Here is a 25,484-nt window from a genome sequence, read left to right on the forward strand (position 1 = left end):
GCGAGGGGCGCAAGTGGCCGCCCCGTCAGCAATTACTCGAGCGTGATCTTGGCCGTCTTGATGACATCGGCCCACATCTTGCGATCCTGGGCGAGGAACCCGGCGAAATGCTCCGGTGTATCGCCCACGGGCTCGGAGCCGAATTCAGCCATCTTCTTCCTGACTTCCGGGTTCGCCAAGGCCTTGACCAGCGCCTGGTTGTAGCGGACCACGATTGCCTTCGGCAGGTCCCTCGGCCCGAAGATGCCTTGCCAGGTCGGCATGTTGAAGTCCTTCAGGCCGCTCTCGGCAAGCGTCGGCACCTCCGGCAACAGGGGCGAGCGCTTGCTGCCGGTGACTGCCAGCGCCTTGACCTTGCCGGTCTTGGCCAGCGTCGCCGCGGTGGTGATGTTGTCGACCGTCATGGCGATATGCCCGCCCATCAGGTCGGTGATCACCGGGGTGGCACCCTTGTACGGCGCATGGACCATGTCGATGCCAAGACGGTGCAGCATGGTTTCGGCAATCAGGTGATTCGACGTGCCGACGCCGGCGGTGCCGTAGGTGACCTGCGGCGTCTTTTTAACGTAGGCGACGAAGTCGGCCATGGTCTTGACCGGCAGGGCCGGATTGACGATCACAACATTCGGCTGGGTGGCCAGCATGGCGATGGGCGTGAAATCATCCGCCTTGTATGGCGTGCCCTTGGGGTTGAGCACGTGGGTCACCGCCATCGCGCCGGCGGCGCCCATGCCGATGGTGTAGCCGTCGGCCGGGGCCTTGGCCAGCTTGTCGGCGGCGATATTGCCACCCGCACCCGGCACGTTCTCCACCACCACCGGAACCCCCAGGCTTTCCGACAGCGGCGCCTGCACCAGGCGCGCCAGCAGATCAGCCGAGCCGCCGGGCGCAAAGCCCACCAGCAGGCGCACCGGCTTGGCCGGCTTCCACTCCTGCGCCTGCGCGCCCGGGATCACCGCCGCGCCCAGGCTCACCCACATCATGCCGCGTGCCAGCGGCCCCATCCACTTCGCCACCTGTTTCATTGTTACTTCCACTCCAGCAGTGTCATGGGCAATCTGTCAGCGGGCTTGCCCTTACCCGAAAATGGATTCGCTTCGTGCCTGGATTCAGGCCGCGGCACCAGCCAGTACCTGTCCCAGCAGCCTTGCCACCATGCGGTTGGAGAGCAGCACCGGCGCGCCAGCATGGCGCGCCACCTCGGCCCGCATGGCTTCGGTGTAGCCCATGCAGTGCATCACCACCAGGTCGCAGCCGCGCAGCGTCTCGCCCGCCTGCGCGAAGCGATCGGTGCTGGCGTCGGTATAAGGCGAGGCATGGGTGACGCGCAGTTCGCAGGGCGCCGGCTGGATCAGGTGGAAGCTGCTTACCTGGGCTTCCAGCGGCAACACGATGCCGAGCCGCTTGGAGCCCTGCGCCAGCGCCACGGTCAGGTGGTCCACTATCTGCTGCGGTTCGATGACCAGGGTCCGCATCGGCGGCAGGGCGGTGCCGGTGCACAGTGGCACCAAGGCGTCGAAGCGGCCGTCGTCCAGCGAGGTCATCAGCCGGGCCAGCATGGCCTCGGCCACCGGCTTGCCCATCACCGCCTGCGTGCCGTCACGCAGCCGGCTGGCAAAGCGGTACTCGCCGGGCGCGGGCGCCAGCGCGGCAATGTCTTGCGGGCCCAGCGCGTCCAGGATGCCGAATTCTTCCACCGTGGCCGGCAGGCCCAGGTCGGCAATCATCTGCGGGACCACATCTGTCCTGGGCGCCTGCCCGATGGTGACGAAGGCCACGCGTGGCTGGCGTGCGGCAGGCGTGTTCATGCCTCGGTTCCTACGGTCTGCAGATGGGCCAGCGAGCCATAGCGGCGCTGCAGTTCGGCCCACTCGGCCGTGTCATAGAAGTCGCACTGGCCCTGGCCGAACTGCTTCGCCACCTCGATGCAGAAGCGCGTCGCCACGTCGATGTCGAAGGCGTTGGTGACGCCGGTTGCGCAGCCTGGCACAGTGGTCTGCGCGGTCAGCGCCACGCCCACCACCGGGGCAGGGGTCACGATGGCCGGCTGCATGATCGAGTTGACATGCCACAGGCCGTTCTCATACGGCGTGATGTCCTGGGTGGTCAATGGCAACACCATCGGCAGTTCGCCGCTGACCCATCCCATCAGGTCCAGCATCCGCTCCGGCAGGCGCAGCAGCCAGCCTTCCTTGGCCACCGGCGTCAGCGCCACGCCGCGGCGGTTGACGAAGCGGTTGCCGCGCGTGGTGTCGACCGACAGGATCGCCGCCATGCGCGGGTGCACCTCATGCGACATCATCGTGCGCATCGCAAAGGGCGATTTCATCATCGGCACCGGATGATGCGGCCGCGTGGCGGCATGCGGGCAGATATGGGTGTGGATGCGCACCGGCCCGGCCAGCACGTCGCCGGTGGCGGCCATGTCGGCCAGCTTCAGCGCGCTGGCGACGGCCACGATGGCGCCGTCGGCATCGGACACCAGTCCCGTCACGGCCGGGCGTGCGCCGACGCCGCCCAGCCGGCCCACCACGCCAAGTGCGGGCGCGTCCGGGTTCTGTCCGGGTACCGTGCAGGCGAGGAAATCGGTGTAGAGGCCGTTCTCTTCCACGCGCGTGACGGTGACATCGTCCAGGCCGCGCGAGCGCAGCAGTGAGGCGACGGCTGCGCCGTCGACATTCGCTGCCGACAGCAGCTCGATCGATTCAATAACCTGCTTGATAGACATCTTGCTTGACTTCCTGGGGCTGGGGTGGGTTCTGTACGCTGGGCACTCAGGCCGGCAAATTCAGCGCGGCAGCGACAGCGCGCCGGGCTGCACGTCGGCAATGTCCGCGCCCCTGAACCAGCGCGCGGCATGGGCGCCGCCCATTTCGAGGCGATCGTCCGAGACCCGCACCCAGTTGCCCTCGGGCAGGCCCAGCACCGGCATGTCGGGCTGCAGCACGGTGAATTCGGCCAGGCGCTGGTCGCGCGTTTCGCCGCGGAAGCCGGGCACGACCAGGTTGAAGTAGTGCGGGTTGATCTGGAAGGGGACCAGCGCCAGCGCGTCCAGGCCGCCCGGGTCGGCCACCGGCATGTCGTTGGTGGTGCGGATGGTCGGGCAGGCCAGGTTGGCGCCGGCGCTCCAGCCGATATAGCGCGCGGCACCGGATCGCACCCGCGCCGAGATCGCCGCCAGCAGGCCACGCTCGCGCAGGCATTGCAGCAAGCGGAACGTGTTGCCGCCGCCAACGACGATCAGTTCAGCCGCTTCGATGGCGCGCACGGCTGCCGCCGGCTCGGCCAGCCGGTGCAGCGATTGCACCGCGATGCCGACCGGCGCGAAAGCGTCGCGGACCAGCGTCTCGTAGGTGTCCCAGTCGCGCGTGACGCCGGCGAACGGGATGAAGCAGGCAGTCTTGCGGCCGGTGGCCAGGTCCCGGATTGCCGCCTGGGCGTGTACCAGGTAGCCGGCGTCGCTGCTGGAGTTGCTGAGTAACAGGAGTTCCATAAGTCGTTGCGGCGAAGTCTAGATAAGTGGGGCGGCGTCGAGCCACAGTGGGTCGCCGATGCGCTGTCCCACGGGTGCCACGGCCTGCACCAGCGTCGCGCGCAGCGCCTGGGCCTGGGCCTGGCTGACCTGCATCGCGGTGAAAGACAGGCACAGTCCGCGCACGTCGCCTGAGAGCGGGTCTGCCAGCGTCGCGGCCACGGCGCCGATGCCGGGCATGCCTTCATTCACGGCGATGGCGCTGCGCTCGGCGCGGGCCGTCGCCACGCGTTCGCGCAGCTCGGCAACCGTGGCGGGACAGCCTGCGGGTGCATCCGGCAGCTTGCGGGTGCCGATGGCGCCATAGCGCGAGTTGAAGTCAGGCTCGGGCAGGCGCGACAGCAGTACCCGGCCCATCGCCGTGGTGAATGCCGGCCGGCGTGCGCCGGGCGGCGACAGCACCTGCACCGGATTGCTGCCGTTCAGGCGTTGCAGCACGACGGTGTCGGTGCCGTCCAGCATCGACAGGTAGGCGGTGAAGCCGGTGGCATCGGACAACGTGGCCAGGATCTCGCGGCATTGCTCGTCGAACGGATGCGCCTGCGCAGCAGCCTGCGCTGCGCGGATCAGCAGCGCGCCAGGGCGGTAGCGCCGCGTGGACGGCTGCAGTTCCAGCAGGCGGTAGCGCACCATCTGGGCGAGCAGGCGCGAGGCCGAACTCTTGGCAAGGCCAAGTTCGTCCAGGACATCGTTAAAAGTGATCTCGTGCCGGTGATGTCCGAACATGTCCAGCACGCTTTCCACGCCTTCAAGAATGCTCACTCCGCCGCTCCACGCTCCACATCTCTCTTACCCGCTCAGGTTCCGTTTTTTGGAACCAATGTTCCGTAAATCGGTTTGCAAATAATAGAGGCACAAGGACAGGAACACAAGGGGGGCATTCCTGGCGCGGCAATCCGGCGGCGAAGCAAAAAAAATGGCCCCGGTCAGGGGCCAAGTCTTGAAAACCGGCGAGGTGGGGGTCAGTGCGCCGCCATCGCATCCGCCGACCCGCCGCCGCCCTTGGCCGGCCGCGTCAGCCAGACAAAGCCGATCAGCACGAAGAACAGCATCCCCGAGATCCAGAAGATATCGTTGGCGCCGAGCATGGCCGCCTGCTGGGTGATATTGCGCTCGATCACGCCGATCGCCTGGGCCTGGCTCATGCCCATCTGCATCAGGTGGTTGAGCTGGTCGTGGTAGGCCGGGTTGTACGGGTTCACCTGTTCCACCAGCTGCGCGTGGTGCAGCGCTGTCCGGTTTTCCCAGAGCGTGGTCGAGATCGACGCGCCGATGGCCCCGAACGTGATCCGGACGAAGTTGGACAGTCCTGACGCCGCCGGAATCCTTTCCGGCGGCTGGCCCGACAGGATGATCGAGGTCAACGGGATGAAGAACATTGCCATGGCCGCGCCCTGGATCAGGGTCGGGATCATCAGCGTGCGGGTGTCCACCTGCGTCGTGAAGCCGGCGCGCATCAGGCTGACGATGCCGAAGGTGATGAACGCGGCCGTGGCCACCCAGCGGGCATCCATTTTCGGCAGGTTCTTGCCAATCAGCGGCGACAGCAGGATCGCAAAGATCCCCACCGGCGCCATCACGATGCCCGCGTCCGTGGCCGTATAGCCGACAATTGTCTGCAGCCACAGCGGCAGGATCACCAGGTTGCCGAAGAACAGCCCATATGCCACGGAGATGGCCACCACGCCGGCGCTGAAGTTGCGGCCCTTGAACAGGCTGATATCGACGATCGGGTGCTTCTCATGGCTCTCCCAGATCAGGAAGAACAGGAAGCCGACAATCGCCACCAGCGTCAGCACCACGATCTCGGTCGAGTGGAACCAGTCCAGTTCCTTGCCCTTGTCGAGCATCAGCTGCATCGAGCCCACCCAGATCACCAGCAGCGCCAGGCCGATGCGGTCGATTGGCAGCACCTTGGTCGGGGTTTCGCGGTCCTTGTAGATGGCCCAGGTGACATAGGCCGTGACGATGCCCACCGGCACGTTGATGTAGAAGATCCACGGCCAGGTCATGTTGTCCGAGATCCAGCCGCCCAGCAGCGGGCCCATGATCGGCGCCACCAGCGTGGTCATGCCCCACAGTGCCAGCGCCATGGTGCTCTTCTGCGGCGGATAGCTCGACAGCAGCAGCGACTGCGACAGCGGGATCATCGGCCCGGCCACTGCGCCCTGCAGGACCCGCGCGGCCAGCAGCGTCTCGAGGTTGGGCGCGACGCCGCACAGCCACGATGCCAGCACGAACAGCAGGATCGAGGTGATGAACAGCCGCACCGCGCCGAAGCGCGTGGTCAGCCAGCCGGTCAGCGGCACCGAGATCGCATTGGCCACCGCAAACGAGGTGATGACCCATGTGCCCTGGTTGGGCGCCACGCCCAGGTCGCCTGAAATCGCCGGGATCGATACGTTGGCGATCGACGAGTCCAGCACGTTCATGAACGTGGCCAGCGACAGCGCGATGGTGCCGACCACCAGCTTGCCGCCGGTCAGCGGCTGCGGCTGCGGCTGCGCCAGCGGCCGGACGGGCCGCGCCGGCGCCTGGCTGCCGCCGGACTGCGCGGCGGAGGGGGAGATGGCCATGGTCAGGTGTTGGCGGGCTTGGCGTTGGCGGCGCTGGCCGAGGGTAGGCCGGTGCTGCGGCCGCCGTTGTTGGCGGCGATGATGCGCGCGATCAGCTGGTCGGCGTCCTGCGCAACCTTGTCGTAGACATCGGTCTGCATCGGCTTGGCCGGCGCGGCGGCGGCCATGGCGGCGCCTTCCTCGCGGCGCACGTCGACCTTGACGGTCATCGACAGGCCCACGCGCAGCGGGTGGTCCTTGAGCTGCTGCGGGTCAAGCGCGATGCGCACCGGCAGGCGCTGTACCACCTTGATCCAGTTGCCGGTGGCGTTCTGCGCCGGCAGCAGCGAGAAGGCCGAGCCGGTGCCGGCCGAGAAGCCGGCGACCTTGCCCTGGTATTCCACCTTGGAGCCGTACACGTCGGCTTCCAGCGTCACCGGCTGGCCGATGCGCATATGCGTGATCTGCACTTCCTTGAAATTGGCGTCGACCCAGACCTGATCCAGCGGCACCACGGCCATCAGGGGCGCGCCGGCGGCCACGCGCTGGCCGACCTGCACCGAGCGCTTGGCAACATAGCCGGTGACCGGCGCCGGCATGGCCGAGCGCGCGAACGACAGGTAGGCCGAGCGCAGGCTGGCGGCGGCGCGCTGCACGTTGGGGTGCTTCTCCACCGTGGTCTGGTCGGTCAGCACCTTGTTCGACGCCAGCTGCTCGCGCGCGGCCAGCAGCGCCGACTCCGCACCCTTGAGCGCGGACTGCGCGTGCGAGATCTCTTCATTCGAGACCGCGCCCGAGCCGGCGATGGCCTGGCGGCGGCGCAGGTCGTCGCGGGCCTTGGCCACGTCGGCTTCGCGCAGCGCCACGTTGGCGGCGAGCGAGCCGTTGTTGACATACAGCGTGCGCACTTCGCGCACGGCCTGTGCCAGCTGGGCCTCGGCCTGTTCCAGCGCCACCTGCGAATCGGCGCGGTCAAGCTGGATCAGCGGCTGGCCGGCGGTGACCAGTTGCGTGTCGTCGGCGGAGATCGACACCACGGTGCCGCCCACCAGCGGCGTGACCTGGACCACGTTGCCGGCGACATAGGCGTCGTCGGTGTTTTCAAAGTGGCGGGCGTACATGCCCCAGTAAACGCCATAGCCGATGCCAGCGACCACAATTGCCGCGGTCAGCGACAGCAGCATGCGCTTGCGCTTGCCGTTGTTGTTGGTGGTAGCTGGCGCTTGCTGGGCAGGGTGCTGGGGGGTGTTGGTGCCGGCCGCTTGCTGGTTGTTGCTCATGATGTCTTCTGAATAATCTTGTCTTCGATCACTGGGTGCGCGGATCAGCCGCGGGCGCCCGCCTGGGTGTTGTGCTGTTGCTGCGCCGGTCCGTGGCCCGCGCTCTCGTGGCCTTCCGCAGGCTCCTCGTAGCCGCCGCCGAGCGCCTTCATCAGGCCCATCTGCAGGTCCAGCCGGCGCGCCTGCAGGTCGGTCGCCAGGCGGCGCTGCTGCAACACATTGCTTTCGGCGTTCAGCACGGTCAGCTGCGTGCCCAGGCCGGCCTTGTAGCGGGTGGTGGCCAGCGCATAGGCGTGCTCGGCCAGGTCCAGCGCTTCGCGCTGGGTCTGGATCTGCTTGTCGACGCTGCGGATGCTGGTCATGGTGTCGGCGGTCTCGCGCAGCGCATCGACCAGGGCCTGGTTGTAGTTGGCCACGGCGATGTCGTAGCCGGCGTACTTGCCCTTCAGGTTGGCGCGCAGCTTGCCGCCTTCGAAGATCGGCAGGCGGATGGTCGGGCCGATGCCGAAGGTGCGGCTGACGCCCATCAGCAGGTTGGACGGATCCAGCGCGGCCAGGCCGGCAAAGGCGGTCAGGCTGACGTCAGGCAGGAACTCTTTCTTGGCGACATTGATGTCCTTGGACGCCGCCTCCACGCGCCAGCGTGCCGCCACCAGGTCCGGCCGGCGGCCCAGCAGGCCGATGGTCAGGTTGTCGGGCAGCGTCGGCGTGGCCTGCGCCAGCAGCACCGGGCGCTGGATCTGCAGGCCACGGTCCGGGCCCTTGCCCAGCAGCGCTGCAAGCTGGTTGCGCGCCAGGGCGATTTCCTCGTCCACGCGCTGCAGGTCGGTGCGCGAAGCAGCCACCGTGCCGCGCGCCTGCGTGGTCTCGACCTGGGTGTCGAGGCCGGCGGCCAGGCGCTGGCGCGACAGCTCGGTCAGGTCGCTGCGCTGGGCGATGGCGCGCTCGGCCACGTCGTGCTGGGCATACAGCGCCGCCAGGCGGGCGTAGTTGCGGGCGATCGAGGTGGCCAGGATCAGGCGCGAGGCCTGGCTTTCCGCTTCGGCGGCGCGGTCGTCGGAGAGCGCGGCTTCAAGCGCATCGCGGTTCTTGCCCCAGAAATCGAAGTCATAGGACAGGCCCACCTGCAGGCGCGACTGGTTTTGCCACGATCCCGCCAGCGGGGTGCCTTCGAACAGGTCTTTCTCGGAGAAGCGCTGGCGGATCAGGCTGCCTTCGAACTCCAGGTGCGGATAGAGCGCGCTGCGGGTGACATCGGCCATGGCGCGCGAGGCTTCCACGCGGGCGAACGCGGCCTGCAGGCTCGGGTTGTCCTTGATCGCCTCATCGACCAGGGCGCTCAGCTGGGGGTCCTTGAACTGCGCGACCCAGTCCTGCGAGGGCCACTGGCCATGCTCGTCGGGCAAGGTCTGCGACGTGGCCATCGTGGCCGGGTCGGCCACGGTCTGCGTGCTGTGCGAATTGCCAAGGGCCGCGCAGCCGGCCAGCACCGCCGCGGCCACGGCGGTCAGCGCCAGTGTGCCGGCGCGGCGCACGAGCGCGCTTGTACGGGCTGGCTGGGAGACTTGGGGGGAGAGAGCTGGTTTCATGATGACGCTCCGTTGCCGGAGCCATGCTGTTTCTTCTACGGGCTGTTGCGGGGTCCGGTTGACCGGACGTTCTGGCTTGCCGGAAGCCGGCAGGTACGCCCGCTACCCGCTGTTGTTTTCGATGATCCGTCGCAGCATGCTGCGCAGCAGTTGGATCTCATCCTCGGAAAAACCGCGGAAGTGGTGGGCAAGTACCTTGCAGAAGATGGCGGGCAGCCGTTCCACCAGTTCCTGGCCCTGTGGCGTGACCGACAGGTCGACCACCCGGCGGTCGGCGTCGCGGCGCCGGCGTTCGATCAGCCCGCGTTTTTCCATGCGGCTGAGCAGGCGCGTGACCGAGCCCATGTCGGTATTCAGTTCGCGGCCCAGGTCGGTGACGGTCGAGGCGCGGCCGGTGGCCAGCATCATCAGGCAGCTGGCTTGTGCCTGCGTGATGTCCAGGCTGCTGACTTCCTGCTCGACCCCGTGCGCCAGCATGTTCTTGGCGCGCTGCATCAGGTAGCCGACGCTGTCGCACATCTGGTACTGGGTGGGATCGAACTGGCCGGCCGTGGATTCGGCTGGTTGATCGGAGGAAGGGAGCCGTGACATCTTTGCCTTTGCAATCTTTGCTGAGGCAAATATATGTTCACGTTTAATGATAAGCAAGAACGGAAATTGGTTATTCCACTTTTCGCAATGATATTCATTCGGTAAGTGGCGGTTCGGATCAACGCGTCTTGCGCTGCAACATGCTAGAATATTGGGTTACCTCAGATTCTCCAAAGCGAGACGCAGCAATGACCCGCGCCATCCGAAATATCGCCATCATCGCCCACGTCGATCATGGCAAGACCACCCTGGTCGACCAGCTCCTGCGCCAGGCAGGCACCTTCCGCGACAACCAGCAAGTCGCCGAGCGGGTGATGGACTCGAACGACCTGGAAAAGGAACGCGGGATCACGATTCTCGCGAAGAACTGTGCTGTCGAATACAACGGCACCCATATCAATATCGTCGACACCCCGGGCCACGCCGACTTCGGCGGTGAAGTTGAGCGCGTGCTGTCGATGGTCGACGGCGTGCTGCTGCTGGTCGACGCAGTCGAGGGCCCGATGCCCCAGACCCGCTTCGTCACGCGCAAGGCGCTGGCGCTGGGCCTGAAGCCGATCGTGGTGGTCAACAAGATCGACCGCCCGGGCGCGCGCCCGGACTGGGTCATCAACCAGACCTTCGACCTGTTCGACAAGCTGGGCGCCACCGACGAGCAGCTGGACTTCCCGGTGATCTACGCCTCGGGCCTGAACGGCTTTGCCGGCCTGACCGAAGACGTGCGCGACGGCGACATGAAGCCGCTGTTCGAGACCGTGCTGGACAAGGTGCCGGTGCGTGACGACGATCGGGACGGCCCGCTGCAGCTGCAGATCATCTCGCTGGACTACTCCAGCTACGTCGGCAAGATCGGCGTGGGCCGCATTTCGCGTGGCCGCGCCCGTCCGCTGCAGGACGTGGTGGTCAAGTTCGGCCCGGAAGGCAACCCGATCAAGGGCCGCATCAACCAGGTGCTGAAGTTCCAGGGCCTGGAGCGCGAGATCGTGTCCGAGGCCGAAGCCGGCGACATCGTGCTGATCAACGGCATCGAAGAACTGGGGATCGGCTGCACCGTGTGCGCGCCGGACGCCCAGGACGCGCTGCCGATGCTGAAGGTGGACGAGCCGACGCTGACCATGAACTTCTGCGTCAACACCTCGCCACTGGCCGGCCGTGAAGGCAAGTTCGTGACCAGCCGCCAGCTGCGCGAGCGCCTGGACCGCGAACTGAAGTCCAACGTTGCGCTGCGCGTGGCCGATACCGGCGACGACACCATCTTTGAAGTGTCTGGCCGCGGCGAACTGCACCTGACCATCCTGCTGGAAAACATGCGCCGCGAAGGCTACGAGCTGGCCGTGTCGCGTCCGCGCGTGGTGTTCAAGGAAATCGACGGCGTCAAGTGCGAGCCGTACGAACTGCTGACCGTGGACGTCGAAGACAGCCACCAGGGCGGCGTGATGGAAGAGCTGGGCCGCCGCAAGGGCGAACTGCTCGACATGGCTTCAGACGGCAAGGGCCGTACCCGCCTGGAATACCGCATCCCGGCCCGTGGCCTGATCGGTTTCCAGGGCGAGTTCATGACCCTGACGCGCGGCACCGGCCTGATCAGCCATATCTTCGACGACTACGCACCGGTGCGCGAGGGCGGCCTGGGCGAGCGCCACAACGGCGTGCTGATCTCGCAGGACGATGGCGACGCCGTGGCCTACGCGCTGTGGAAGCTGCAGGACCGCGGCCGCATGTTCGTCAAGCCGGGCGATGCGCTGTACGAAGGCATGATCATCGGCATCCACAGCCGCGACAACGACCTGGTGGTCAACCCGATCAAGGGCAAGCAGCTGACCAACGTGCGTGCTTCGGGTACCGACGAAGCCGTGCGCCTGGTGCCGCCGATCCAGATGTCGCTCGAATACGCGGTGGAATTCATCGCCGACGATGAGCTGGTCGAACTCACGCCCAAGAGCATCCGCCTGCGCAAGCGCCACCTGAAGGAGCACGAGCGCAAGCGCGCTTCCCGCGAAGGCGCATAAGCGCTGGCTGTGCCAACAAGAAACCGCGCCTGTGAGCGCGGTTTTTTGTTGGCGGGGGGACAACGGGGCACCTGCTTACCATGCGTACTTCACCCCGGCACGCAGCGCGTACTGATAGAAACTCTGCGCCCCCCACGCGCCGGCCACATTGGCCCAGCCGCTCCAGCGCTTGCCGATATCGGCATTGACGCCGAGCTTGTGCTCGTCGTTCTGGTACCAGGTGCCGTAGGCGCCGATGCTCCAACCCTGCACGCTGCCCTTGGCGCGCGCCGGATTGCCGTCGGCGTGGGCATCACTGCCGGCGTTGTCGTAGCTGCCCATTGCGCCCACATGCAAGCGATCGGAGCCCGTGGCCACGCGCCAGCGCGCCAGTTCGACGCCGCCCTGCAGCAGGAATGCTTCAGTGCCGACCTTGAAATTGCCGTCGCGGCTGCGGCTGCCTTCCCAATTGCCGAGCGCGCGCAGCCAGCCCGAACGGATGCTGCCACGGGCGCTGTCAGGGACGCTGCGGGCAGCCATGCCTTCGGCGTATTGCGGCTCGCCGACGCGGTCATGCAGGCTATGCACGAACATCTGCCCGACCAGCCGCTGGTTGGCGAGGTAGGCGGCGACTTCAGGGCGGTATGGGGCTGCGGCGGCGCAGGTGGCGCAGGCGGTTCGGGCGGCGAGGGCGTGGGGCCGGGACCCGGTGACGCCGGTTGCGGCGGCTTTGCCGAACGCAGGTACCAGGCCTGCGGATTGCTGCCGTCCGTGCCGCCGCGGAACAGGCGGTATTCGTAAGCGCCGGCCACGGCGCGGCCGTCCAGCGCGAACGCGGCGGGCGCGGTGGTGCCGGCGTTGACAGTATCGACCACCACTATGCCGTTGGCCGTGGTCAGCGCGCCCGCGCCGCCGGCATTGACAATGCGCAGGCCGGTGGTGCCGGGCGCCGTGCCGCCGGTGACGGTATAGGTGCTGAACGATGCCGGCTGCCGCAGGTCGATCTGGGTGATGCCGTCACCCGAGATGGCCTTCTGCGCGTAGGCAGGGCAGCAACTGGGCGGCAGCCACCGCGAGCGCGCCCATCGTTACGGCGGTGAATCTCGACCATGCGCACGCCATTGCCGCGATCTCCACATCGGGTGCTTTGCCTGCCCCTGTCGAGGATCGCTACGATGCGCAGCAACGCGCTGCATCGGCACGGGCACCGGATGGAAGTAAATGCCGGTGCCGGCGGCCGGTCAATTTCGTATTTTCTGCGCAGAATTCAACAGTCTGGTTCCTTCGGAAACTTGTGGAGGCGATGGCTGTTGCGTGCCAGGCACGACCTCCAGCGCCGGTGCGCGCGGGCTGCGCCACTCGGGCGGCTTCCACAGGTAGCGCAGGTCGCGGTCGCGCCAGGTATCGGCGAACATGTCGCGCCATTCGTGGAAGGTCAGCGTCAGCGGGTTATGGGTGCGCACCTGGCGGGTGATGCCGTACACGGGGGCCTCATGCTCGGGGACGAAGGTGCCGAACAGGCGATCCCAGGTCGTCAGCACACCGGCGTAGTTGCGGTCGATGTACTGCGGGTTCTTCGCATGGTGGACGCGATGGACCGATGGCGTATTCAGTAGCGACTCGATCAGCGGCCAGCGTTGCCCCAGCCGCGTATGCACGAAGAACTGGAAGGCCAGGTTCACGCCGACCGCCAGGATCACCCAGTCTGGCGTGAAGCCGATCCATGCCAGCGGAATCCAGAACAGCCACATGCCTGAGAGCGGATACGTCAGGCTCTGCCGGAACGCCGTCGAGAAATTCATGCCTTCCGACGAATGGTGCGTCACGTGCGAAGCCCACAGCCAGCGCACGCGGTGGCTGGCGCGGTGGAACCAGTAATAGAGAAAGTCCTGCAGCAGCAATAGCAGCGCGAATGACCACAGGGTCTCGGGCATGGCGCGCAGGCCGTGCTGGTAGCACCAGGTATAGACCGTGCGGATCATCAGCCAGAGGAAGAACGCATCCGAGGCCTGGTGCATCAGCGCCAGCGCTGCGTTGGATACGGTGTCGCGCGGACTGTAGACGGTCGGGTCGCGGCGGGCCCAGTACCAGGCCTCGGCGCCGATGGTCAGCAGGAACACTGGCGCAAAGGCCAGCAGCACCAGTCCGGGATCGAGCGATTCAGTGTTCATGCCGCCAGTTTGCATATTCCGCGCGGAATTGCCACGAGGGGTTCCTCCAAACGGCGCCGCGCGGGGTTTCGCGGCGCATCCGCCACATGGTGGATTGCTGTACTGCCACGCAATTCTGTCACGCGTGTGAAGGTGGTGAATACCGGTAAAGGACGCAGCCAGCGTGCCGTAGTTGAACAGGGCGGCGGCGCGGCTCGCGCTCCCGATTTCCCCGATTCCTCTTCCCCCGGAGCCTTCATGTTCAAGAACACTACCATCGGAGCCAGATTGTGGTTCCTCACCATCGTCACAAACTTGTTGTTGTTGATTGTCGGCGCAGTGGGTTGGCTCGGCATGTCGCGCAGCAACGAGGCGACGCACCAGATCTATGGGCAGCAGCTGTCGGCCGCGGTCAACCTGGCCGAAGCGCGTTCGAACCAGCTGCTGGTGCGCGTACTGCTGGACCAGGCGACCTTCGCCACGGACCCCGCCGATGCCAAGGCGCGCGCCGCGACCGCGGAAGGCTTTGCGCGCGATTCAGAGAAGGCCTGGCAGGCATATCTCGCCTTGCCGCGCTCGGCTGACGAAGCCAGGGCGGTGGAGGATGTCACCGCCAAGCGCGATGCGCTCTTCAAGCAGGGTGTCGCGCCGATGATCACTGCGCTGCATGCCGGCGACCGCGATGGCGTGATGAAGGCCGTGCTCGAAACCATCCCGCAGCTCGACATCGCCTTCACCGCCGTCAATGCCGAACTGAACAAGCTGCAGGTGGCCAGCGCCAAGCAGGTCTACGAGGCATCGCAGCAACGCTATCGCAACCTGTTCGCGCTGTCGGCATGCGTGCTGGCAGTGGGCCTGGCATTCAGCACCGTGGTGGCATGGCGCCTGCGCCGTTCGATCGTGCAGCCGCTGGATACTGCGATCGGGCGTTTCGAGAAGATCGCGGGTGGCGACCTGAGCGTCGCCGCTTCCGGCGGCGAGGTGCTGGCCGATGAGTCGGCGCGCAACGAGACCGCGCGCATGCTCGGCATGCTGGGCCGGATGCAGGCCAGCCTGGTGGCCATGGTGGGCGACGTGCGTGGCGGCGCGGACTCGATTGCCTCGGCCAGCAAGCAGATCGCCAGCGGCAACGCCGACCTGTCGCAGCGTACCGAGCAGCAGGCGGCCTCGCTGGAAGAGACCGCCTCCAGCATGGAGGAACTGACCAGTACCGTGCGCCAGAATGCCGACAGCGCGCGCGAGGCCCGCGGGCTCGCAACGGATGCCGCGACCCTGGCCGAGCGCGGCAGCGAGGCCGTGCTGCGCGTGGTCAACGTCATGCAATCGATCGATGCCAGCTCGGGCAAGATCGTCGACATCATCGACGTGATCGAGAAGGTTGCGTTCCAGACCAATATCCTGGCGCTGAACGCGGCCGTGGAAGCCGCGCGTGCCGGCGAGCACGGCCGGGGGTTTGCCGTGGTGGCCGGCGATGTGCGCGACCTGGCGCAGCGCTGCGCCGGCGCATCGAAGGAGATCCGCGCGCTGATCGGCGCCTCGGTGGCCAATGTGCGTGAGGGCTCGGAGCTGGTCGATGACGCCGGCCGGGCGATGCAGGACATCGTCGACGCGGTGCAGCGTGTCAGCGCCATCATCGGCGATATCAGCGCGGCCTCGGACGAGCAGTCCAACGGCATCGAGCAGGTCAACGTGGCGGTGTCGCAGATGGACAGCATGACGCAGCAGAATGCGGCGCTGGTGGAGCAGGCGGCCGCCGCGGCGGCATCGCTCGAAGACCAGGCGCAGCGCCTGACCTCGCTGGTGGCGACGTTCCGGCTGGCCTGACGGTGCCGGGCGCATGCGCAGTGACTGCACATGCGCAGCAAGCTGCCCACAGGGGTGCGCTCGCCGATGCGACTGGCGTAAAATCGCGAGTTGCATTGGAGGAGTACGACATGACTGAATTCGTCACGACCGAGGTCCGCGGTGGCATCGGATACCTGACGCTGAACCGCCCGCAGGCGCTCAACGCCCTGTCGCTCGACATGATCCGCGCCATCACCCAGGCGCTGCAGACCTGGGCCGCCGCACCCGAGGTGGCGGCCGTGGTGGTCGCCGGTGCCGGCGGCAAGGCCTTCTGCGCCGGGGGCGATATCCGCTATTTCCACAAGGCTGCGCACGAAGGCAACCCGCTGCTCGACCAGTTCTTTGTCGAGGAATACGCGCTGAACTTCCTGATCCACCGCTATGCCAAGCCCTATATCGCACTGATGGACGGCGTGGTGATGGGCGGCGGCATGGGCATCTCGCAAGGGGCGCGGCTGCGCCTGGTCACCGATCGCACCAAGATGGCGATGCCGGAAACCAATATCGGCCTGTTCCCGGATGTGGGCGGCGGATGGTTCCTGGCGCGCACGCCGGGCCGCATCGGCGAGTACCTGGGGCTGACCGGCACCGTGATCCATGCCGCCGACGCGCTCTACGCCGGGCTGGCCGATGCCTATCTGCCGGGCAACCGGCTGGCCGAGCTGGTCGATTCGCTGCGCACGCAGCAGTTTGCCAGCGGCGACGCCGTGCTGGCGCACATCGAAGGCTTTACCGCTGCGCACCGCGATGACTGCGCGCCGGCGCACAGCACGCTGGCCGGGCTGTCGGCACAGATCGACAGCCTGTTCGCTGGCAACACCATGCCGGACATCCTCGCCGCCGTCAGCGACGCCCCGGGCGACTGGGCCGCGCAGACCGCCGCCATGCTGCGCAGCCGCTCGCCGCTGATGCTGTGCGTGACGCTGGAGCAGATCCGCCGTGCGCGCAGCATGTCGCTCGAAGACGAACTGCGCATGGAACTGGACATGATGCATTACGTGTTCCGCAACGGCGACGGTGTCGAGGGCATCCGCGCACTGGCTGTCGACAAGGACCACAAGCCGCGCTGGCAGCATGCGCGGCTTGATGATGTCAGCCGCGAGAAGGTGCTGTCGTTCTTCGACAGCCCGTGGCGCGCCGAGGAACATCCGCTGGCGTCGCTCGGCAAGACTGCCTGACATCCGCTGCGCAGGACGTGGCGGCGCCGACTCGGGGTAGAGTGACGGCTGGACCGGCGCACGCGGCCAGGCCAACCCTGGCCGCGTGCGCCGTCCGCGTCATTCCGTCCACACAGTCAAAGGAGCCGCAATGAGTAATCCTCGTGATGTCGTTGTACTGGTGGGAAGCCTGCGCAAGGAGTCATACAACCGCAAACTGGCCAAGGCGCTGATCGCGCTGGCGCCGCAGCAACTCAAGCTGGAGATTGTCGAGATCGGCGAGCTGCAGCTGTACAACCAGGACCTGGACGACAAACCTACCCAGGCCTGGACCACGTTCCGCGACCGCGTCCGCCGCGCCGACGCCGTGTTGTTCGTGACCCCGGAATACAACCGCTCCGTGCCCGCGCCGCTGAAGAACGCCATCGACGTGGGCTCGCGGCCCTATGGCAGCAGCGTCTGGGACGGCAAGCCTGGCGCCGTCATCAGCGCTTCGCCCGGCGCCATCGGTGGCTTCGGTGCCAACCAGCACCTGCGCCAGTCGATGGTGTTCCTCAATGTCCCGATGCTGCAGCAGCCTGAGGCGTATATCAGCGGGGTCGACAAGCTGCTTGATGAGCAGGGCGGGATCGCCAACGAATCGACCAAGGGCTTTCTCGGCAAATTTCTGACGACGTTTGCAGGCTGGATCGAGCGGACTGCGCCGCGCTGATACTGCCGGGGCGGGGCGCTGTGAACCTCGACGCGGTAGCCTGTAACCGCGGTTGGGGGGACGTGTCAGGTTACGAAGGCGTGCGCATCCGCCCCGGCTCCTGTCAGCGAACGGTCAGAGGTCGAGTCGAGAACCGTCGAGTGCCATCCATGCCCAGAGGAGAAGCACCGGCATCCCGGCCAGCGAGCGCAGCCAAATGCTGCGGTTCATTGCCAGCAACGCCCAAATTGCAAGTGAGCAACCAAGCAGGAGTGCGAAGCACGACAGCAGGTAGTTCGCCTGTGATTGATATGCCAACATCGCCGCAGATGGTCCTTGGCCGCCGAACGGATAGTTCTCAGGGCCTGTCCAGGCTCCCCATATCACTACCAGCATCAGCATGGCGACGAGACCGAGGATGCTGGAACCGACAGCCTTAATAGCGAACTTCCAGTTCCATGTCTTTGGCATAGTACAAAAACTCCTTGGCAAAGGAATTCATTGAACTGGTGAGGTCGATGCAACCTGCAGAGCCAGGGTAGCTTCCGCCATGGATCGTGAAATTGCCTCGGCCAAACACGTTTGTCCCCGGGCGTGGCTGCAACCCAATGCGCCGGGTTCCCCAGGCTGTCGTACAGCCGGCCATCGCCCGGCCTTGATGTTGATGAGCCTGAGAATGCAGGCAGCTCTGTTGAAGATGCTTGTAACTTCCCAGCGTTGAAAATCATCCTGCCGCGCGGTGGTGTGGGGCCCCTGTCAGGGGCGGGCGCGCACGTTCCCATTTGCACGCAGAGGGCTTCGGGAATCAATCAGCGTAGTCCGAATGTGCATGTTATCTGTGCTGCACGTCTTCTATTTCTTGTGACATTGGATGGCCGTGCTGACCTAGCCCCAGTTAAGCCGTACACGCGGAATGATGCCAAGGGGGCGTTTCAGCATCGCGAGTGCACCTGCGTTGCTTCGATCGATCCCGATCTGCCCTCGATGGTAAACTCAAGCGCTTCCGCTCATCAGCGAACTTGCCGTTTCCCGGCAGGCTGACGAGGCAGTTTTTGAGTTTTTCTATAGTAGGAATATCGGTCCAGGCGGATCGTTGTGAAATGACTGATTATCAAGGGAAGATCGCTGCTGCAAGCCCGCGCCGGGTGTCCGTGGCCCCGATGATGGACTGGACCGACCGCCATTGCCGCATGTTCCACCGCCAGCTCAGCCGCCACACCTGGCTGTACACCGAGATGGTGACCACCGGCGCGCTGCTGCATGGCGACGTCCCGCGCCATCTGGATTTCGATGCGGCCGAACACCCGGTCGCGCTGCAGTTGGGCGGGAGCGAGCCGGCAGATCTTGCGATGGCGGCCAAGCTGGGCCAGCAATGGGGCTATGCGGAAGTCAACCTGAACTGCGGCTGCCCGTCCGAGCGCGTGCAGCGCGGGGCCTTCGGCGCGTGCCTGATGGCCGAGCCGCAACTGGTGGCCGACTGCGTCAAGGCGATGCGCGATGCGGTGGATATCCCGGTCACCGTCAAGCATCGCATCGGCATCGACAAGATTGAGCACTACGATTTTGTTCGTGATTTCGTCGGCCGGGTGGCCGAGGCGGGTTGCGGCACGTTTATCGTCCACGCGCGCAATGCGATCCTGAAGGGCCTGAGCCCGAAAGAAAACCGTGAGATTCCGCCGCTGCGCTATGAGGTGGCGTACCAGCTGAAGCAGGAGTTTCCTGAGCTGGAGATCCTGATCAACGGTGGCATCGTCAGCTATGACGAGATGGCGGCCCACCTCGAGCACGTCGATGGCGTGATGATCGGTCGCGAGGCATACCATCAGCCCTATGTATTGGCCGAAATGGATGCGCGCTTCTATGGCGATGCGAGTGCGCCGGCGCCGTCGCGGCTCGATGTCGAGCTGGCGATGCAGCGCTATATCGGCGACCTGGTGGAGCGGGGTGGCTATATGGGCGCGGTCACGCGCCACATGCTTGGCCTGCATCGTGGCATCGCGGGCGGGCGTGGCTGGCGCCGCGTGCTGTCGGATGCCAAGCGCATGAATGCGACACGCACGCGAGCCGATGTGGATGCACTGTTCGAAGAGGCGCGCGCGCACTTGCAGCCGCAGGCACAAGAGCCTCTGGCCGCGTAAGCGAGCGTGGGCTGCGCGCGCTCTGCCGAGGGCGCGCTCTAACTCCGAATCGTGAAAATGTGCATGGCTGCACGGGGGTACCGCGCGCCGCACTTGCAATGCCTGATCGCCCGGAAACCGGCGCCAGGAAAGGGATTCCCCTAATTCGCTGAGGCAGGGCACTTTCATACACTGTGCCTGCCCTCGAATACAGGGCTTTCTTCAACTGATTATTAGCCCGCTTCGGCGGGCTTTTTTTTGTCGGCGTTCTCTTGTTGCTACGCCAGGCTTGTTGCTCTTCGTTTACCCGAATGGTGCATTCCCGGGATGGCAGTTACAGTGCAACCGCCTTCAGGGCATTTGAGATCGCTAAATTTAAGAGTCCGCGCTGCGGACTCTTTTTTTTGCGCGCTCGCTTTGCATGCGCTGACGAGGGGATTAGACGGTTGCCCTCGTAAAGAGTTCCATTGGTCACGCCAGCAGGCTAGCGCGTATGACTGATGCCTACGTCCAGCGTGCCGTAGGTCGTGATGCTCGATTCCCTGCCGTCGACCCCGCCGCCAGCGCATCCGCCGAGCAAGGCCGCCAATGCCGTCAGCGCAAGAATCCGCGCAGGCCATCTACACTTGATTTGCATTCCCGTTTCCTGCCGTTCGTAGACGTGTCGATTTTGTCGATGACGTCGATTGGGCTCTCAGATGCTCGTGAGGTTCCTTCGCCAGGTGCTGGCGCCACGACAATGAGAAGGCAGGGTGGCCAAAAAGAGGCAGGCGGCCCGATGGGGCGGGCCGCCTGACGGGAAGGTCGAGGGGGGTCAATGTCCCTCAGGCACAAGTATCGCTTCGCGCATTTGCGGCATGAACCCTGCAGAGGTAGGGGCTGTGCACAGCATATTTCCGCGAGCGAATCAGCGGCAGGCGCGAAGGTGCCAGCCGGGCGGGCGCCCTGGTCGGCGGCCGTGATACGATCCCTCGCATTGCCCCAGGCGAGACAAGGCATGGCATGCGGACCGATGCCGGCAGGGGGAGCAGCATGGAAAAAGAAAACGTGGAAAACGAAGCGCCGTTCGGCGTTGTCTATGAAGACTTCAGGGTGATCTGGGTTGCCGAGCAACTGCAGGACGGCAAATGGACGGCACGCTACTGCTGGCATCCCGGCACTTCGGAAGCCGCTGGCAAGGCGTTGCAGGAAGCCGTGCTGAACGGCAAGTCGCGCCGCCTGTTGGGGCAGTTCGATACCGAAGCGGAGGCCGTCGAAGCCATCAAGCAGGCAGTGCTGCTTGAGGCAAAGTGGAGCCCGTCCAGAACCTGAGCTTTTCTCTCAAAAAAATTGTGCGGGATACTAGCCATCCCGGGAAACTGTTTGTATAATCTTGGTTTTCGTCGATCAGCAACGTAACGCGCTGATGACCTCTACGGTGGCTGTAGCTCAGTTGGTAGAGTCCAGGATTGTGATTCCTGTCGTCGTGGGTTCGAGTCCCATCAGCCACCCCAAAGTATCCTTGCAAAACAGCGCCTTATACAGGCGCTGTTTTGCTTTCCGGTCACCGCGCTCGGCCGCATAGGCAGCCGGCGGCTGCCGGCTGGCCACAGCGTCACCCCTTAATGTCGCGCGGGTCGCATTGCAACGAGAGATTTCGCATGCACTTGGCGTAAATCACATGCTGGCTACGGCCGCTTCACCTTGACGATTTGGCGAGCACTACTGTCCAAGTGCCAGTGACTGATGGATCGCAGTGGGCCGTAGAAACCGATGATCCAAGTCGCGCACGTGCAATCTATCCGTCTCGTTCATTTGGCAATGGACCGCGATGCCGCTCTAATGATCCATGGCGCAGGGGGGCGAGACGAGATTGATTTCAGTGACTGCGAGACTCCGTTTCCGCGGGCAGGTCTTGCCACTCAGCTCAGCGTCGGTGCAAGCGGTAGCCGGCCGGCAACGGCACGCCTCCCGCATGCGGCGTCGCCAAAGCACTTTCGCCTGCGAATCAGTCCGTCACGGCCATGGATGATCAAATCGGCCTTCTCCTGCCGAGCCATTGCTGTACCTGCATCAATGGCCGCCTCCCGGGAGGGGAAGAATTGACGGTCGGTGGACCCATCCTCAATTTCAACTATCCATTGAAGACCTTCGACTCGTACGACATGTATGTTTCTTCCTGGCATGACCATCTCCTGAAGTCGCTGGATCCAGTTTCTGCATGCCACTCGCCGTCCGGTATCAGGCGCCGTCTGACAAGAGGAGCCCGCACTGAGGTGGGCTTCGAGTCACGCCCTGAGATTGGCGCCAGGGGGCGCCGAGCGTGAAAGCGGTTGGCCGTCAGGCATCCTGAGTCCGGTCGGATGAACGAGCAAGCCTGATCGGCCGCGCCCAACTACATCTTTGGCATGCTGCATATAGTGCCGCTACCGGCAGCCAGCTTCCCGGGGGTGTAGTTGCCTGGCTGCGCTATTGCCGTTCAGCCGGCTCAGCCCGATAGGCCGACCAGTAGTAGTGGCTGTGTCGGTTGTGGCGGGCCAGCTTCTTCTCGATGAAAAGTCGCACGGTGCCGAGGTGCCCGGCCTCGACCAGGACCGCATGATGGCTTGGCCCGTCGTGCGTGGCGCGAGGCAACGTCTGCAGGCCAGCGGCAATGTAGTGCCCCTGAACTCGACTGAGAATGCCGTTTGCGCCGGGAGCCGGGAACGGCTCGGCGGTTGCGGTCGGAAGATGGCAGCCTGCCGCGCGTTTTTTGCTGTTGCCCATGCTCAGCTCCGACCGGGGACGATGCGCACGCCGTCCCGAGAAACCTCGATCTGAGGCTGGTGGCCGTAAGCCCGCAACAGCCGGACATTTTCCCGGGCGGAACTCGGAATGTCTTTCTTGCGCACCAGGGCGCTGCTGGTGATGCGGAAGGTGCCGCAGCTTGGGCAACGGTAGAGGTAGCCATGAGATGGGGCGCGAGTGCGCTCGGCGGCAGTGCCGCAGATGGGGCAGTTTGCAGGTTCGGGCGACATGGCGGGGCATATATGAGTACTGTATGGATATACAGTATAGCTACTCGTATGGTCGCTGCGAAAGCAGCCAGAGGTAATTTCTGTCGGGTGGGGTATGCGACACAAATTAGCCGTGTGCCCGTGGGAATACTCGATATATAATCCCCGACCTAGAGCCGTATGCGGGCTTCCAGTATTCCCACGAACTACCCGGAACCCCGCGTCGTTATTAGCTTGGTGGCTAAGATTGAGATTCCTGTTGTCGTGGGTTCGAGTCCCATCAGCCACCCCAAAGCATTTCCCAGAACGGCGCCTCGCGAGGGCGCCGTTCTGCATTTCCCGGGGGTGGTATGTCTGTTCGAGCGGCAGCGGTTGGCGTAGCGATGGCAGCCATGGTGGCAGGATGTGCCACCGGCACTTCTGAAAAGGACATTCGCGCGCGTGCGCCGATGCGCTTGTTCACGCCCGCCAAGATGGGTGAGGTTGCGAAATGCCTGCGCAACAATCTGGGCGATGACGCCGCGGTCGTCAACTATCCGGCGAAGAGCCAGACCGAGATCCGCATCGGCCAGACCACGTCTGGCGGTGAATACCAATACGCCTATCTGATTTCGCTGACGGCGAAGCAGGATGGTACGGCGCTGGAGCTGCGCAAGAGCGATACTTGGTTCCCGCAGCTGACGCCGACGGAGCTGGAAGCCGAAGCCAAGGCGTGTGCGCCGCGTAGCTGAGGGCGGCGCCCGCAGCTGCTCGGAGACAGTCGGCAGATTTCAGGCGGCCAGCTTTTCGGCGGTTTCGAGTTCAAGCATGCGGCAGATCGCCGCCATGCTGCCGACCATGGTGCGGCGCTGCGTACCCTGGTAGACGCGTACGCCCTTGCTCTGGCGGAACGGCACAGGCTTGACCGGGCGACGGGCGGCGACTTGGTGGATTTGCGGCATGGTGGCACCTCTTTTAGGCAAAGCGGGGTCAACACCCGGCAAGCCGGGCGGCGTCTGCAAAGCAATGGAAGCGGGTGGGCCCGCGCAGGCGGTTGGCCTGCGGTGCCCGGCTAGAAGCCGGAGGATCGGATCAGCCCGACGGCGATGCCTTCCAGCGAGAACTCCTCGCCAGGCTCCACGATGATGTTGGTGAAGTCCGGGTTTTCTGCGATCAGTTCGATATGGCCACCGCGACGCTGCAGGCGCTTGACGGTCACGTCATCACCCAGGCGCGCCACCACGATCTTGCCGTTGGCGGCTTCGCTGGCGCGGCGCACGGCCAGCAGGTCGCCGTCGAGGATGCCGGCATCGCGCATGCTCAGGCCGCGCACTCGCAGCAGGTAATCGGGGCGTTCGTCGAAGACCGAGGCGTCGACCTGGTACTGGCGGTCGATATGCTCGGCGGCGAGTATCGGGCTGCCGGCGGCAACGCGGCCCACCAGCGGCAGCGTCAGCTGCATCACGCCGGCCATCGGCAACGAAAACTGGTCGGGCATTTCCGAATCGCTGCGTGCCACCTTCAGGCGGATGCCGCGTGAAGCGCCCGGGGTCAGTTCGATCACGCCCTTGCGTGCCAGCGCCCTCAGGTGTTCTTCCGCGGCATTGGGCGAGGAGAAGCCAAACTCTGCGGCGATTTCGGCGCGCGTGGGCGGAAAGCCGGTGCGGCGGATCGTGTTGCGGATCAGATCGAAAATCTGCTGCTGCCGGGGTGTCAGGGTCGCCATGGGATCGCCGTTCCGTGCGGGGCCGCGGGGTTTCGGGTAAGAGGATCGGTCGATCCTTTATCCTGCATCCGTCTGGCCGGGCACTGTATGTTTAAACAGTATGCTGTGATTTTATACAGTATCGGCCTGAGCGCAAGCAGAATTTTTGGGGCGTGTCTCATGGACGGAATGCGGATCACCGGCGAGAGCCGCGGCGAGGCGGGGCGCGCCCGTTACAATCGGCATTCCTGCCTTTCCACTTTCTTTGCACGCTCCATGACCCAATTGCCTCGCATCGTCGTACTGGCCACCGGCGGCACCATTGCTGGCGCGGCCGGAAACTCTGCCAGCAGCGCACGCTACCAGGCGGCGACCGTGCCGGTGTCGTCGTTGCTGGCAGCGGTGCCCGCGCTGCAGTCGGCGGCTCGCATCGAGGCCGAGCAGGTGGCCCAGGTCGACAGCAAGGACATGACCTTCACGCTCTGGCAAACGCTGGCGGCGCGGGTTGAGCACTGGTCCGCGCAGCCCGACGTGGCTGGCATCGTGATCACCCACGGCACCGATACGCTGGAAGAAACTGCGATGGCGCTGCACCTGACGCAATCGTGTCCGGTGCCCGTGGTGATGACGGCGGCAATGCGGCCGTCGACGTCGCTGTCGGCCGATGGGCCGCTGAACCTGCTGGATGCGGTGCGCGTGGCCGCTCATCCCGATGCGCGCGGCAAGGGTGTACTGGTGGTGCTGAACCAGCAGATCCACGCTGCGCGGGATGTGGCCAAGGCCCACACGTCGGCGGTGGACGCCTTTGTTTCGGCCTGCGGGCCGCTGGGTTTCGTGCAGGACGACTACGTGCGCTTCGCCCGCGCGCCACGCGTGGCCTGGGTGATCGGGCCGATGCCGGCGGCGTGGCCGATGGTGGAGATCGTGGCGAGCTACGCGCAGCCGGGCAGGGTGGCAGTGGATGCGCTGGTCCGCGCGGGTGTTGCCGGGCTGGTGGTGGCTGCCGCCGGCAATGGCTCGGTGCATGAGGTGCTGGCCGAGGCGCTGGCCGATGCCGCTGCCGCGGGCGTGGCCGTGGTGCGCAGTTCCCGCACCGGGGCCGGCCATGTGGCGATTCCGCCCCAGCTCAGCCCGACGGATGGAGCTTTTGTTTCCGCAACGGACCTCAATCCCTATAAGACGCGCGTGCTGCTGGCCCTGGCGCTGGCAGCCGACTCAGGCCTGGCGCGGGATCCGGCAAGGCTGCAGGCCGTGTTTGCCAACGCCTGATTTGCCTGTGTAATCAGCGGCTTGCGCACTTGCCGCCATGCGGGCTATAATCTAAGGCTAT

At 65.4% G+C, this 25,484-nt stretch carries 23 protein-coding genes, 1 tRNA gene and 1 pseudogene; 9 read left to right on the top strand and 16 right to left on the bottom strand.

Annotation, left to right across the window (positions count from 1 at the left end; translation table 11 throughout):
* Positions 1–32: 32 nt before the first annotated feature.
* The 9 genes from AC3WVS_RS19250 to AC3WVS_RS19290 all read right to left on the bottom strand — a co-directional run bounded on the left by AC3WVS_RS19250 (position 33) and on the right by AC3WVS_RS19290 (position 9,547).
* The gene (locus AC3WVS_RS19250; RefSeq protein ID WP_492319922.1) at positions 33–1,025 is read right to left on the bottom strand and encodes a Bug family tripartite tricarboxylate transporter substrate binding protein; all 993 of its coding nucleotides are present in this window, start codon (positions 1,023–1,025) and stop codon (positions 33–35) included.
* Positions 1,026–1,109: 84 nt separating this feature from the next.
* Positions 1,110–1,808 (bottom strand): AroM family protein, encoded by a 699-nt coding sequence (locus tag AC3WVS_RS19255; protein WP_492319923.1) that lies wholly within the window; start codon positions 1,806–1,808, stop codon positions 1,110–1,112.
* Positions 1,805–2,728: a DUF1177 domain-containing protein gene (locus AC3WVS_RS19260; protein ID WP_492319924.1), complete on the bottom strand. Its 924-nt coding sequence runs from the start codon at positions 2,726–2,728 to the stop codon at positions 1,805–1,807. Before AC3WVS_RS19260 ends, AC3WVS_RS19255 begins: the two co-directional genes overlap by 4 nt.
* Before the next feature lie 60 nt (positions 2,729–2,788).
* Complete coding sequence (gene pepE, locus AC3WVS_RS19265; RefSeq protein WP_492319925.1) at positions 2,789–3,493, bottom strand: dipeptidase PepE; 705 nt, start codon at positions 3,491–3,493, stop codon at positions 2,789–2,791.
* 18 nt (positions 3,494–3,511) lie between these two features.
* Positions 3,512–4,294 (bottom strand): IclR family transcriptional regulator, encoded by a 783-nt coding sequence (locus AC3WVS_RS19270; RefSeq protein WP_492319926.1) that lies wholly within the window; start codon positions 4,292–4,294, stop codon positions 3,512–3,514.
* Positions 4,295–4,494: 200 nt separating this feature from the next.
* The gene (locus AC3WVS_RS19275) at positions 4,495–6,108 is read right to left on the bottom strand and encodes a DHA2 family efflux MFS transporter permease subunit (RefSeq protein ID WP_492319927.1); all 1,614 of its coding nucleotides are present in this window, start codon (positions 6,106–6,108) and stop codon (positions 4,495–4,497) included.
* Between the two features lie 2 nt (positions 6,109–6,110).
* A complete protein-coding gene (locus AC3WVS_RS19280; protein ID WP_492319928.1) occupies positions 6,111–7,367 on the bottom strand; it encodes an HlyD family secretion protein in 1,257 nt (418 codons plus the stop codon).
* A 44-nt stretch (positions 7,368–7,411) separates the two neighbouring features.
* Positions 7,412–8,956: an efflux transporter outer membrane subunit gene (locus AC3WVS_RS19285; protein ID WP_492319929.1), complete on the bottom strand. Its 1,545-nt coding sequence runs from the start codon at positions 8,954–8,956 to the stop codon at positions 7,412–7,414.
* Between the two features lie 102 nt (positions 8,957–9,058).
* Positions 9,059–9,547 carry a MarR family winged helix-turn-helix transcriptional regulator gene (locus tag AC3WVS_RS19290; RefSeq protein ID WP_492319930.1) on the bottom strand — a complete coding sequence of 163 codons (489 nt, stop codon included), beginning with the start codon at positions 9,545–9,547 and terminating at the stop codon, positions 9,059–9,061.
* 188 nt (positions 9,548–9,735) lie between these two features.
* Here AC3WVS_RS19290 and typA point away from each other — a divergent pair, with 188 nt between their 5' ends.
* Positions 9,736–11,556 carry a translational GTPase TypA gene (gene typA, locus AC3WVS_RS19295; RefSeq protein ID WP_492319931.1) on the top strand — a complete coding sequence of 607 codons (1,821 nt, stop codon included), beginning with the start codon at positions 9,736–9,738 and terminating at the stop codon, positions 11,554–11,556.
* A gap of 75 nt (positions 11,557–11,631) precedes the next feature.
* Here typA and AC3WVS_RS19300 read toward each other — a convergent pair.
* Positions 11,632–12,602, bottom strand: a pseudogene (locus tag AC3WVS_RS19300) (autotransporter outer membrane beta-barrel domain-containing protein).
* 174 nt (positions 12,603–12,776) lie between these two features.
* Complete coding sequence (locus AC3WVS_RS19305) at positions 12,777–13,706, bottom strand: sterol desaturase family protein (RefSeq protein WP_492319932.1); 930 nt, start codon at positions 13,704–13,706, stop codon at positions 12,777–12,779.
* Positions 13,707–13,943: 237 nt separating this feature from the next.
* Between AC3WVS_RS19305 and AC3WVS_RS19310 the strand changes: the two genes are divergently transcribed.
* The 3 genes from AC3WVS_RS19310 to AC3WVS_RS19320 all read left to right on the top strand — a co-directional run bounded on the left by AC3WVS_RS19310 (position 13,944) and on the right by AC3WVS_RS19320 (position 17,399).
* Positions 13,944–15,509, top strand: coding sequence for a methyl-accepting chemotaxis protein (locus AC3WVS_RS19310; RefSeq protein WP_492319933.1), 1,566 nt, complete (start codon positions 13,944–13,946; stop codon positions 15,507–15,509).
* A gap of 110 nt (positions 15,510–15,619) precedes the next feature.
* Positions 15,620–16,708 carry an enoyl-CoA hydratase/isomerase family protein gene (locus tag AC3WVS_RS19315; RefSeq protein WP_492319934.1) on the top strand — a complete coding sequence of 363 codons (1,089 nt, stop codon included), beginning with the start codon at positions 15,620–15,622 and terminating at the stop codon, positions 16,706–16,708.
* Between the two features lie 130 nt (positions 16,709–16,838).
* Complete coding sequence (locus AC3WVS_RS19320) at positions 16,839–17,399, top strand: NADPH-dependent FMN reductase (RefSeq protein ID WP_492319935.1); 561 nt, start codon at positions 16,839–16,841, stop codon at positions 17,397–17,399.
* 114 nt (positions 17,400–17,513) lie between these two features.
* Here the strand turns inward: AC3WVS_RS19320 and AC3WVS_RS19325 are convergent, their stop codons facing one another.
* A complete protein-coding gene (locus AC3WVS_RS19325; RefSeq protein WP_492319936.1) occupies positions 17,514–17,849 on the bottom strand; it encodes a hypothetical protein in 336 nt (111 codons plus the stop codon).
* 629 nt (positions 17,850–18,478) lie between these two features.
* Here AC3WVS_RS19325 and dusA point away from each other — a divergent pair.
* The 3 genes from dusA to AC3WVS_RS19340 all read left to right on the top strand — a co-directional run bounded on the left by dusA (position 18,479) and on the right by AC3WVS_RS19340 (position 20,988).
* Positions 18,479–19,516 carry a tRNA dihydrouridine(20/20a) synthase DusA gene (gene dusA, locus AC3WVS_RS19330; RefSeq protein WP_492319937.1) on the top strand — a complete coding sequence of 346 codons (1,038 nt, stop codon included), beginning with the start codon at positions 18,479–18,481 and terminating at the stop codon, positions 19,514–19,516.
* Positions 19,517–20,527: 1,011 nt separating this feature from the next.
* Positions 20,528–20,806, top strand: coding sequence for a hypothetical protein (locus AC3WVS_RS19335; protein ID WP_492319992.1), 279 nt, complete (start codon positions 20,528–20,530; stop codon positions 20,804–20,806).
* 106 nt (positions 20,807–20,912) lie between these two features.
* A tRNA-His gene (locus AC3WVS_RS19340) sits at positions 20,913–20,988 on the top strand.
* Between the two features lie 408 nt (positions 20,989–21,396).
* Here the strand turns inward: AC3WVS_RS19340 and AC3WVS_RS19345 are convergent.
* Positions 21,397–21,666, bottom strand: a complete 270-nt coding sequence (locus tag AC3WVS_RS19345; RefSeq protein WP_492319993.1) for a DUF2188 domain-containing protein — start codon at positions 21,664–21,666, stop codon at positions 21,397–21,399.
* A 277-nt stretch (positions 21,667–21,943) separates the two neighbouring features.
* Positions 21,944–22,240 (bottom strand): hypothetical protein, encoded by a 297-nt coding sequence (locus AC3WVS_RS19350; protein ID WP_492319938.1) that lies wholly within the window; start codon positions 22,238–22,240, stop codon positions 21,944–21,946.
* A gap of 613 nt (positions 22,241–22,853) precedes the next feature.
* On the opposite strand from AC3WVS_RS19350, the gene AC3WVS_RS19355 reads away from it, so the two are divergent.
* Positions 22,854–23,201 carry a hypothetical protein gene (locus AC3WVS_RS19355; protein WP_492319939.1) on the top strand — a complete coding sequence of 116 codons (348 nt, stop codon included), beginning with the start codon at positions 22,854–22,856 and terminating at the stop codon, positions 23,199–23,201.
* 39 nt (positions 23,202–23,240) lie between these two features.
* Here AC3WVS_RS19355 and AC3WVS_RS19360 read toward each other — a convergent pair whose 3' ends face one another.
* Both AC3WVS_RS19360 and lexA read right to left on the bottom strand, forming a co-directional pair.
* A complete protein-coding gene (locus AC3WVS_RS19360; RefSeq protein ID WP_010809510.1) occupies positions 23,241–23,411 on the bottom strand; it encodes a hypothetical protein in 171 nt (56 codons plus the stop codon).
* Between the two features lie 110 nt (positions 23,412–23,521).
* Positions 23,522–24,175, bottom strand: coding sequence for a transcriptional repressor LexA (lexA, locus tag AC3WVS_RS19365; RefSeq protein WP_013957143.1), 654 nt, complete (start codon positions 24,173–24,175; stop codon positions 23,522–23,524).
* A gap of 255 nt (positions 24,176–24,430) precedes the next feature.
* On the opposite strand from lexA, the gene AC3WVS_RS19370 reads away from it, so the two are divergent.
* Positions 24,431–25,423 (top strand): asparaginase, encoded by a 993-nt coding sequence (locus AC3WVS_RS19370; protein WP_492319940.1) that lies wholly within the window; start codon positions 24,431–24,433, stop codon positions 25,421–25,423.
* Positions 25,424–25,484 lie beyond the last annotated feature (61 nt).

This window comes from Cupriavidus sp. CPT47-8839-RL05A (assembly GCF_058792255.1).

Coding starts and splice junctions, on each gene's coding strand:
- AC3WVS_RS19250 (WP_492319922.1), bottom strand. CDS start 1,025: ATGAAACAGGTGGCGAAGTGGATGGGGCCGCTGGCACGCGGCATGATG.
- AC3WVS_RS19255 (WP_492319923.1), bottom strand. CDS start 1,808: ATGAACACGCCTGCCGCACGCCAGCCACGCGTGGCCTTCGTCACCATC.
- AC3WVS_RS19260 (WP_492319924.1), bottom strand. CDS start 2,728: ATGTCTATCAAGCAGGTTATTGAATCGATCGAGCTGCTGTCGGCAGCG.
- pepE (WP_492319925.1), bottom strand. CDS start 3,493: ATGGAACTCCTGTTACTCAGCAACTCCAGCAGCGACGCCGGCTACCTG.
- AC3WVS_RS19275 (WP_492319927.1), bottom strand. CDS start 6,108: ATGGCCATCTCCCCCTCCGCCGCGCAGTCCGGCGGCAGCCAGGCGCCG.
- AC3WVS_RS19280 (WP_492319928.1), bottom strand. CDS start 7,367: ATGAGCAACAACCAGCAAGCGGCCGGCACCAACACCCCCCAGCACCCT.
- AC3WVS_RS19285 (WP_492319929.1), bottom strand. CDS start 8,956: ATGAAACCAGCTCTCTCCCCCCAAGTCTCCCAGCCAGCCCGTACAAGC.
- AC3WVS_RS19290 (WP_492319930.1), bottom strand. CDS start 9,547: ATGTCACGGCTCCCTTCCTCCGATCAACCAGCCGAATCCACGGCCGGC.
- typA (WP_492319931.1), top strand. CDS start 9,736: ATGACCCGCGCCATCCGAAATATCGCCATCATCGCCCACGTCGATCAT.
- AC3WVS_RS19305 (WP_492319932.1), bottom strand. CDS start 13,706: ATGAACACTGAATCGCTCGATCCCGGACTGGTGCTGCTGGCCTTTGCG.
- AC3WVS_RS19310 (WP_492319933.1), top strand. CDS start 13,944: ATGTTCAAGAACACTACCATCGGAGCCAGATTGTGGTTCCTCACCATC.
- AC3WVS_RS19315 (WP_492319934.1), top strand. CDS start 15,620: ATGACTGAATTCGTCACGACCGAGGTCCGCGGTGGCATCGGATACCTG.
- AC3WVS_RS19320 (WP_492319935.1), top strand. CDS start 16,839: ATGAGTAATCCTCGTGATGTCGTTGTACTGGTGGGAAGCCTGCGCAAG.
- AC3WVS_RS19325 (WP_492319936.1), bottom strand. CDS start 17,849: ATGCCAAAGACATGGAACTGGAAGTTCGCTATTAAGGCTGTCGGTTCC.
- dusA (WP_492319937.1), top strand. CDS start 18,479: ATGACTGATTATCAAGGGAAGATCGCTGCTGCAAGCCCGCGCCGGGTG.
- AC3WVS_RS19335 (WP_492319992.1), top strand. CDS start 20,528: ATGGAAAAAGAAAACGTGGAAAACGAAGCGCCGTTCGGCGTTGTCTAT.
- AC3WVS_RS19345 (WP_492319993.1), bottom strand. CDS start 21,666: ATGGTCATGCCAGGAAGAAACATACATGTCGTACGAGTCGAAGGTCTT.
- AC3WVS_RS19350 (WP_492319938.1), bottom strand. CDS start 22,240: ATGGGCAACAGCAAAAAACGCGCGGCAGGCTGCCATCTTCCGACCGCA.
- AC3WVS_RS19355 (WP_492319939.1), top strand. CDS start 22,854: ATGGCAGCCATGGTGGCAGGATGTGCCACCGGCACTTCTGAAAAGGAC.
- AC3WVS_RS19360 (WP_010809510.1), bottom strand. CDS start 23,411: ATGCCGCAAATCCACCAAGTCGCCGCCCGTCGCCCGGTCAAGCCTGTG.
- lexA (WP_013957143.1), bottom strand. CDS start 24,175: ATGGCGACCCTGACACCCCGGCAGCAGCAGATTTTCGATCTGATCCGC.
- AC3WVS_RS19370 (WP_492319940.1), top strand. CDS start 24,431: ATGACCCAATTGCCTCGCATCGTCGTACTGGCCACCGGCGGCACCATT.